Source organism: Stenotrophomonas sp. HMWF003 (assembly GCF_003061285.1).
In the GTDB taxonomy this organism is placed as follows: domain Bacteria; phylum Pseudomonadota; class Gammaproteobacteria; order Xanthomonadales; family Xanthomonadaceae; genus Stenotrophomonas; species Stenotrophomonas maltophilia_AP.
Map to the genome: position 1 here is coordinate 23,729 of NZ_QAIW01000435.1, position 8,085 is coordinate 31,813.

The following is an 8,085-nucleotide window of genomic DNA, read 5'->3' on the forward strand; positions in this document are numbered from 1 at the left end:
CTGCGCACCGGCTGCGTGCCCACCCGCAGCACGCGGTCGCCGGCACGCACGCCGAAGTGCCCGGTGGGCGTGGCGTTGCGCACGCGCACAACGCCTTGTTCGGCATCCAGGGCCAGGTGATGGCCGTCTTCGCGCCAGTCCAGGCGCGCCGACTCGCGGTGGGTGGCCGACAGCGCCGGGGCGCTGGCCAGCAGCAGGCACAGTGCCAGGGGAGTGGTATGCAGGCGCATGTGTCAGGCACTCCGGGTGGCGATGGCCGGCGCCACGGCGGCGGCGCGACGGGCCGGGCCGAACACCGCGATCTGGCCCAGCAGCCACAGCAGCACCGCGCCGATCGGCAGGTAGCTGATCGGCATGCGCGGCAGCTCGTAGGTGTTCATCAGCCACAGGTTGATGGTGTAGGCCATCAGCATGCCCAGCACGATGCCCACCGTGGCCAGCAGGAAGTTCTCGGTCTGGAAGTAGCGCAGGATCTGCCCGCGCGTGGCGCCCAGTGCACGGCGGATGCCGATCTGCTTGGTGCGCTGCTGCACCCAGAAGCTGGCCAGACCGACAATGCCCAGCGCGGTGACCACCAGCAGGGCCACGCACACGGTGATCAGCAGGCCGACCATCGCGCGGTCATTGGCGAAGTACTTGTTGCGGGTCTCCTCGTAGGTGACCTTGGCCCGCACCAGACGGCTGGAATCCACCCGTTCCAGTGCGGCCACGGCGGCCTTGAGCACTTCATCGCGGCGCGACGGGTCGGTGACCCGGATCAGGTAGAAGCCCATGTCGTAGGACATGCGGACCGGCAGCAGCATCGAGTGCTGCGTGTTGCCCTCGACCCGGCTGGGGCGGCCCAGCACCTTGACCACGCCGGTCACGCGCAGCGGCATGCGGCCGCTGTACACCGTCTTGCCCAGCGCATCGCCGTCGGGGAAGAGCTTGTCGGCGGCGGACTTGGTCAGGATCACCGAACTGCCCTTGGTTTCAGATTCGGGGTCGCTGGCGACCTCGTCGTACTCGCGGTACTCGCCGGGCTGGAAGTCGCTGCCGGCGATCAACTCGACGCCCAGCGTGTCCAACGTACCTTCGCGGGCGAAGAACTGGGCCGCGTTCAAGGTGGGCCGCTCCTGGTCGGGAACACGCGACAGGCTGGTGTTCCAGGAGTTGCGACGGAACGGCAGCTGGTTGATCGCCACCGCGCTTTTCACCCCGGGAAGTCCGCGCAGCGCGGCCAGGTCTTCGCGGGTACGGGCTTCAACGTTGACCTGCTTGCCGATGCCGCCGAGACGCACTTCCACCAGTTCGTTCTCGGCGATGCCGCTGGGCTGGCTGATGGTGTCGATGCGCTGCCCGATCAGGAACAGCGCGTTGCAGACGATGGCGCAGGTGAGCGCGATCTCCAGCACGATCAACGCTGCGGCCGTCTTGTGCCGGCGCAGGGTGGACAGGATGGGACGGATATCCATGATGTGCTCCGGTGCCTTACTGCGATTTGAGTTGGATGGCGGGCGCAACCTGCATGGCGCGCAGCGCGGGCAGGAAGCCGGCCAGCAGGCTGGCCACCAGGGTCAGGCCGAAGGTGAGCAACAGCATCTGCCCGTCCAGCGTGGCCAGCTTGGCGTACTCCACCGGCTGCTGGCGGACCGCATACAGGCCGACCAGCGCCAGGCCGAGTCCCAGCACGCCACCGGCCAGGCCGACGGTGCCGGCTTCCACCAACGACTGCAGGAAGATCTGTCCGCGGCTGGCACCCAGTGCACGGCGCACGCCGATCTCGCCACTGCGACGCAGGAACTTGGCCAGCAGCAGGCCCACGGTGTTGATCAGGCAGACCAGCAGGAAGCCCATCGCCAGCCACAGCTGCAGGCGCACATCGCTGGGCACCACCTGCTTGTAGTCCAGCCACTCCATGACATTGCGCAGCCGCACGTTGGCCGGCCGCTGGAAACGACCGGCCGCCTTCTGCTGGGCCGAGTAGTTCTCCAGGTAGGCGCGGTAGGTGGCCGCATCGGCCGGCGAGGGCAGTTCCACCCAGTACTGCAGCCACGTGCAGGGCGCGTTGACGCCGGTTTCTTCGCCGTTGCTGTTGCCCCAGCAGTTCATGTTGCCGTTGCGGCCCAGCTTGAGGTCCGTGGCCGTGGCGAACGGCAGGTAGACGTCTTCGCTGCCACCGTAGCGGCCGGTCTCCAGGTCGTAGAAGTGCGGGTTCGGGCTCCACTCGTCGAGCACGCCGACCACGGTGAACACGTGGCCGTCCATGCGCAGCGGCTTGCCGACGCTGTCGGCACCGTCGAACAGCTTCTGGTTGAGCGTGCGCGAAATCACCGCTACCCGCGCGCGCCCTTCGTCATCGCTGGTCGGCCAGGCGCGGCCGTACAGGAAGGGCGTGTCGAACATCGGGAAGAAGTCGGTGGAGGTGTAGCGTGCGTCGGTGTCGAAGGGCCGCAGCGAGGCCTTGTCGGACTCGACGGTGACGCCGCCACCCGTCATCACCGCCTGGCGCTTGGCGTGCTTTTCGCGCAGCAGGGCCTCGGCATCGAAGCGGGTCATCTGGTCTTCCGGCTCTTCGCCGGCCTGGTAGCCGAGCATCGGCCGCGGGTCGACCTGCACGGCGAACAGGCGATCACTCTTCTGCGGGATCGGGTCGCCAGACAGCACATGGAACACGGTGAGGGTGGTCATCGACGCACCGATGCCCAGCGCGATGGCGATCACCATCAGCGCGGTCAGCACCTTGTTGCGCCGGAAGCTGCGCAGGGCCAGTCGGAAGTAGTAGGCGAACATGGCAGGCCTCAGTCGTTGACGATGGCGATGGCGGGGCGCGGGGTGGCCAGCACCGGTTCGCGCACCAGGTCGGTGGCCTGACCATCGACGATGTGCACGTTGCGCTGCGCGCGCGCGGCCAGTTCCGGATCATGGGTGACCATGACGATGGTGGTGCCGGCGGCGTTGATTTCCTCCAGCAGCTCCATCACGCCGCGTGCCATCTGGCTGTCCAGGTTGCCGGTCGGTTCGTCGGCCAGCAACAGGCGCGGGCTGCCGGCCAGGGCGCGCGCGATCGCGGCGCGCTGCTGCTGGCCGCCGGACAGTTCGGCCGGGTAGTGCTTCATGCGCGAGCCCAGGCCAACCTGGCCCAATGCCTTTTCGATGCGCTGCTTGCGCTCGGCGGCCGGCATGCCGCGGTAGCGCAGCGGCACGTCGACGTTGTCGAACAGGTTGAGGTCGGAGATCAGGTTGAAGCCCTGGAAGATGAAGCCGATCTTCTGGTTGCGCAGGCGGCTGCGCGCGTCATCGCCGAGCGTGCTCACGTCCTGCCCATCGAGCAGGTAGGTGCCGCTGGTGAAGGTTTCCAGCAGGCCGGCGATGTTGAGGAAGGTCGTCTTGCCCGACCCGGACGGCCCGGTGACGGCGACGAATTCCCCCTCCCGCACGTGCAGGTCGAGCGACCGCAGGGCATGGGTTTCCACCTGTTCGGTACGGAACACTTTGGCGACCGAGCGCATCTCGAGCATGACTGTTTTCCTTTGCAGTTCGTTCAGAAGGAGAGAGGGGGATCAGTTGATGGACACCTGTTCGGCATCGCCGAACAGGTCGCTGCCAGACACCACGACGCGATCGCCGGGCTGCAGGCCAGAGAGGATTTCCACTTCGCCCAGGCTGCTGACGCCCAGCTTCACCGGGCGACGCACGGCCGTGCTGCCGCTCATCACGTAGGCCTGGCCGTTGCCCTGTTCGACGAAGGGACCGCGCTCGATCTTGAGCACGTTGCGACGCGTATCCAGCACCACACGCGCCTGCATCCGCTGGCTCTGGCGCAGGCCCTGCGGCTGCTTGTCGGAGAAGCGGATGCGGGCATTCACTTCGCCGGCCACCACCTCCGGGGACACCGCGCTGATTTCACCGGGGAACGGCTGGCCGTTGCCGCTGGTCAGCTGCGCCGGGATGCCGATCGCCAGGTCACGGGCGAAGCTTTCCGGTACCTTGATTTCGATCTCGAAGCGCGACAGGTCGACCACGCCCAGGATCGGCGCGTTGGCAATCACGTTGGTGTGCTGGGTGGCCTGCACCTGGCCCACCTGGCCGTCGAACGGGGCGCGCAGGGTGAGCGCGTCCACCTGGCGCTGCACTTCGGCCACCACGGCCTTCTGGCGCTGGGCCAGCAGGTGCTTGTTGCGTGCGTCCAGGTCGGCGCCCTGGCCCTGCAGGCGCGCGTCGGTCTGGGCATTGGCCAGCTGGATGTCGGCCTTCTTCAGGCTGTCGTTGGCCTTGGCCAGGTCGATCTGCGGCACCGCGCCGCCGTCGAAGCCGCGCTGGTAGCGCTGCAGGTCGCGTTCGGCGGCCTGGCGCTCGATGCTGGCCTGGTCGGTTTCCTTGCGCGCCTTGGCGCGCGCCAGGGTGGCATCCAGGGTGGCGCGGCTGGCTTCGGCTTCCAGGCCGGCCAGGGTGGACTGTTCCTGGGCCAGCTTGCTGCGCAGCTCGGGGCTGTCGATCACGGCCAGTTCCTGGCCCTTCTTGACCACGTCACCGGCGACCACCTTCAGGTCCACGGTGCCGGCCGAGATGGCGTACAGGATCGGGCTGTTGGCCGCGATCACACGACCGTCGGCGGCGATGTCCCGGACCAGGTCGCCACGCGTGACTTCGGCCACGCGCACCCGGGCACTGTCGAAGGAACGGCTGGCGCCGAGCCAGGCACGGGCGGCAAAGCCGATGGCCAGCAGCACCACCAGCGCGGCCAGCCCCGGCCACAGCCAGCGCTTCCACGGGGCAGAGGTGCCGGCAACGGAGAGGGTCTGGTCCTGTGCGGAAGTGTCGCGGATCATCGGGCTCGTTCGCGGTTGGGTTGCCCAGTACAAAGCACACCGCGTGCCAACTTTTGGTCCATTGAAATCAATGGGTTGCATCAGGTGCCGGTCTGTCCGGGCGTCCGCGGACAGTGCCCCGGACACTTTTGTTAAGCGGACAGGGGCCAAGCGTCACTGGCCGCCACGCTAGAATGCGGGCATCAACGGCAGGGATCAGAAACTATGTGCGGCATTGTGGGAGCGATCGCCAATCGCGACGTGGTACCGGTACTCATCGAAGGATTGAAGCGGCTGGAGTATCGCGGCTACGACTCCTCCGGCATTGCCGTGATCGACCGCTCCGCTGCGCAGGCCGACGTGCGCCGGGTGCGCCGGACCGGCCGCGTGGCCGAGATGGAGAAGGCCGCGGCCGCGGAAGGCTTCGATGCGCTGCTGGGCATCGGCCACACCCGCTGGGCCACCCACGGCGGGGTGACCGAAGCCAACGCCCATCCGCACATCAGCCACGGCGTGGCGCTGGTCCACAACGGCATCATCGAAAACCACGAAGAACAGCGCGAGAAGCTGCGCGCGCTGGGCTACGTGTTCGAGTCGCAGACCGACACCGAGGTCATCGCGCACCTGATGCACCACCACCTCAAGGGCGGTGACAGCCTGCTGACCGCGCTGCAGCGCACCGTCAAGGAGCTGACCGGTGCCTATGCGCTGGCGGTGATGAGCCGCGCCGAGCCCGACCACTTCGTCTGCGCACGCATGGGCTGCCCGCTGCTGGTGGGCCTGGGCGACGGTGAGAACTTCGTGGCCTCGGACGTCTCGGCGATCGTGTCGTCCACCCGCCGGGTGATCTTCCTGGAAGAGGGCGACACCGCCGACATCCGCCGCGACGGCGTGCAGGTGTTCGACGAGAACAACCAGCCGATCGACCGCGGCGTGCACCTGTCCGACGTGTCGCTGGCCTCGCTGGAACTGGGCCCGTACCGCCACTTCATGCAGAAGGAAATCCACGAGCAGCCGCGCGCGCTGGGTGACACCATCGAAGCGGCGATCGACGCCGGCGGGTTCCCGGCCGAGCTGTTCGGCAAGAACGCCGAAGCGGTGCTGTCGGGCATCGAAGGTGTGCAGATCCTGGCCTGTGGCACCAGCTACTACTCCGGCCTGACCGCGCGTTACTGGATCGAGTCGATTTCCGGCCTGCCGTGCAGCGTGGAAATCGCCAGCGAGTACCGCTACCGCGCCGCGTATGCCAACCCCAGGCACCTGATCGTGACCATCTCCCAGTCCGGCGAAACGCTGGACACGATGGAAGCGCTGAAGTACGCCAAGTCGCTCGGCCACCTGCACACGCTGTCGATCTGCAACGTGCCCGAAAGTGCGATTCCGCGTGCCAGCGAACTGGTCTGCTACACCCGCGCCGGCGCCGAGATCGGCGTCGCCTCGACCAAGGCCTTCACCACCCAGCTTGCTGCGCTGTTCCAGCTGACCGTGGTGCTGGGCAAGCTGCACGGCCGCGTGGATGCCGCGCAGGAAGCGGAGTACCTGGAGCAGCTGCGCTTCCTGCCGGGCAGCGTGCAGCACGCGTTGAACATGGAGCCGCAGATCGCCGCCTGGGCCGAGCGCTTCGCACGCAAGAGCAGCGCGCTGTTCCTGGGCCGCGGCCTGCATTACCCGATCGCGCTGGAAGGCGCGCTCAAGCTCAAGGAAATCACCTATATCCACGCCGAGGCCTACCCGGCCGGCGAGCTCAAGCATGGCCCGCTGGCGCTGGTGGATGAAGACATGCCGGTGGTGGTGATCGCGCCCAACGACAGCCTGCTGGAGAAGGTCAAATCCAACATGCAGGAAGTGCGCGCGCGCGGTGGCGAACTGTTCGTGTTCGCCGACCAGGACAGCAACTTCGTCGAGTCCGAAGGCGTGCATGTGATCCGCACCCCGCGCCACGCCGGCGTGCTCAGCCCGGTGGTGCACACCATTCCGGTGCAGCTGCTGGCGTACCACACGGCACTGGCGCGCGGTACCGACGTGGACAAGCCGCGCAACCTGGCCAAGAGCGTGACGGTGGAATAAACGCGCGCGTCGCGTTGTGGATGTGGAGAAGGGGGCCGCGCGGCCCCCTTTTTCGTGGGCGTCCGGTAACCGTGTTCGTCGGTTGTGCCGCGTCGTGCATGGCTGCTTTTCGAACCTGGGTCGACGCAGCCGCCTGGATTGGTCGGTAGAGCCACCCCATGGGTGGCTGGCCTCTGGTAGGTCGGGTATCACGCAGCCACCCATGGGGTGGCTCTACCCCTGCGGATGCGTCGGTTGCGCTATGCCATGCGTGGCTGTGTTTTCGATCCTGGTCCGACGCAGCCGCCCAGATTGGTCGGTAGAGCCACCCCATGGGTGGCTGGCCCCGGGTAGGTCGGATATCACGCAGCCACCCATGGGGTGGCTCTACCCCCGCGGGTGCGTCGGTTGCGCCATGCCATGCATGGCTGCTTTCGATCCTGGGCCGACGCAGCCGCCCGGATGGGTCGGTAGAGCCACCCCATGGGTGGCTGGCCCCGGGTAGGTCGGACATCACGCAGCCACCCATGGGGTGGCTCTACCGGCGGCAGGGGGGCGTGGAACTTTAGTCGTGGGCCGCGGCGGCATTCAGCGACGGTTTTAGTCGCGGTGCCATTCTCGGGGTCGTCAGCTGTTTCGACGACGAACTGTCCCAGATTTGCAAACTCTTGGGCCAAGTCGCAGTCGTAGAATCGAGTGACCGAGGACCGGGCAGACGCATGGCGCCGCCTCCCTCGCAGCAACCAGGCGCACCTCTCGACTTCAGTAACCTGTACCAGGAAACAAGAATGAACGTCCGCGAACTCCTGCAATCCAAGAAAGATGCAATCGTCACCATCGATGTCGAGGACACCATCGGTGCCGCCGCGCACAAGATGAGCGCGCACAAGATCGCTGCGCTGGTGGTGATGAAAGACGATGCGCCGGTGCGGATCATTTCCGAGAAGGACATCGTGCGCAGCCTGGCCGACGACGGCCCGCAGGCCGGTCGCCGGGTGATTGCCAGCTTGCCGTCTGCCGGCCTGGAAGGCATCGCCCCGGACGCAACGCTGAAGCAGGCGATGGCGCTGATGACCTACTCGCGCCACCGCCACCTGATGGTGACCGAAGATGCCAAGCTGGTCGGCATCCTGAGCCTGGGCGACATCGTCAAGAACCTGCTCAGCGAGCTGGAGCTTGAGAAGGCGGTCCTGCAGGACATCTACATGGCGGCGCACTGACGCCAGCCCATGGCATCGCGGATCGGTGC

The 8,085-nt window shown here is 67.1% G+C and carries 6 protein-coding genes and 1 pseudogene; 2 read left to right on the forward strand and 5 right to left on the reverse strand.

All coding sequences use genetic code 11. The annotated features are described in order from the left end of the window. From DBR34_RS24040 to DBR34_RS18950, 5 genes and pseudogenes are all read right to left on the reverse strand, one after another. Positions 1–230, reverse strand: a pseudogene (locus tag DBR34_RS24040) (PDZ domain-containing protein); the annotation flags it as partial. Between the two features lie 3 nt (positions 231–233). Beyond that, positions 234–1,454 (reverse strand): FtsX-like permease family protein, encoded by a 1,221-nt coding sequence (locus DBR34_RS18935; RefSeq protein WP_128097921.1) that lies wholly within the window; start codon positions 1,452–1,454, stop codon positions 234–236. A gap of 16 nt (positions 1,455–1,470) precedes the next feature. Further along, positions 1,471–2,772: an ABC transporter permease gene (locus DBR34_RS18940; RefSeq protein ID WP_128097922.1), complete on the reverse strand. Its 1,302-nt coding sequence runs from the start codon at positions 2,770–2,772 to the stop codon at positions 1,471–1,473. Positions 2,773–2,780: 8 nt separating this feature from the next. Further along, entirely contained in the window at positions 2,781–3,500 is a 720-nt protein-coding gene (locus tag DBR34_RS18945; RefSeq protein ID WP_128097923.1) for an ABC transporter ATP-binding protein, read from the reverse strand. Between the two features lie 42 nt (positions 3,501–3,542). Beyond that, complete coding sequence (locus tag DBR34_RS18950) at positions 3,543–4,811, reverse strand: efflux RND transporter periplasmic adaptor subunit (RefSeq protein ID WP_128097924.1); 1,269 nt, start codon at positions 4,809–4,811, stop codon at positions 3,543–3,545. Between the two features lie 204 nt (positions 4,812–5,015). On the opposite strand from DBR34_RS18950, the gene glmS reads away from it, so the two are divergent. Next, complete coding sequence (gene glmS / locus DBR34_RS18955; RefSeq protein WP_128097925.1) at positions 5,016–6,857, forward strand: glutamine--fructose-6-phosphate transaminase (isomerizing); 1,842 nt, start codon at positions 5,016–5,018, stop codon at positions 6,855–6,857. A 767-nt stretch (positions 6,858–7,624) separates the two neighbouring features. After that, a complete protein-coding gene (locus DBR34_RS18960; RefSeq protein ID WP_038686119.1) occupies positions 7,625–8,056 on the forward strand; it encodes a CBS domain-containing protein in 432 nt (143 codons plus the stop codon). Positions 8,057–8,085: the final 29 nt, after the last annotated feature.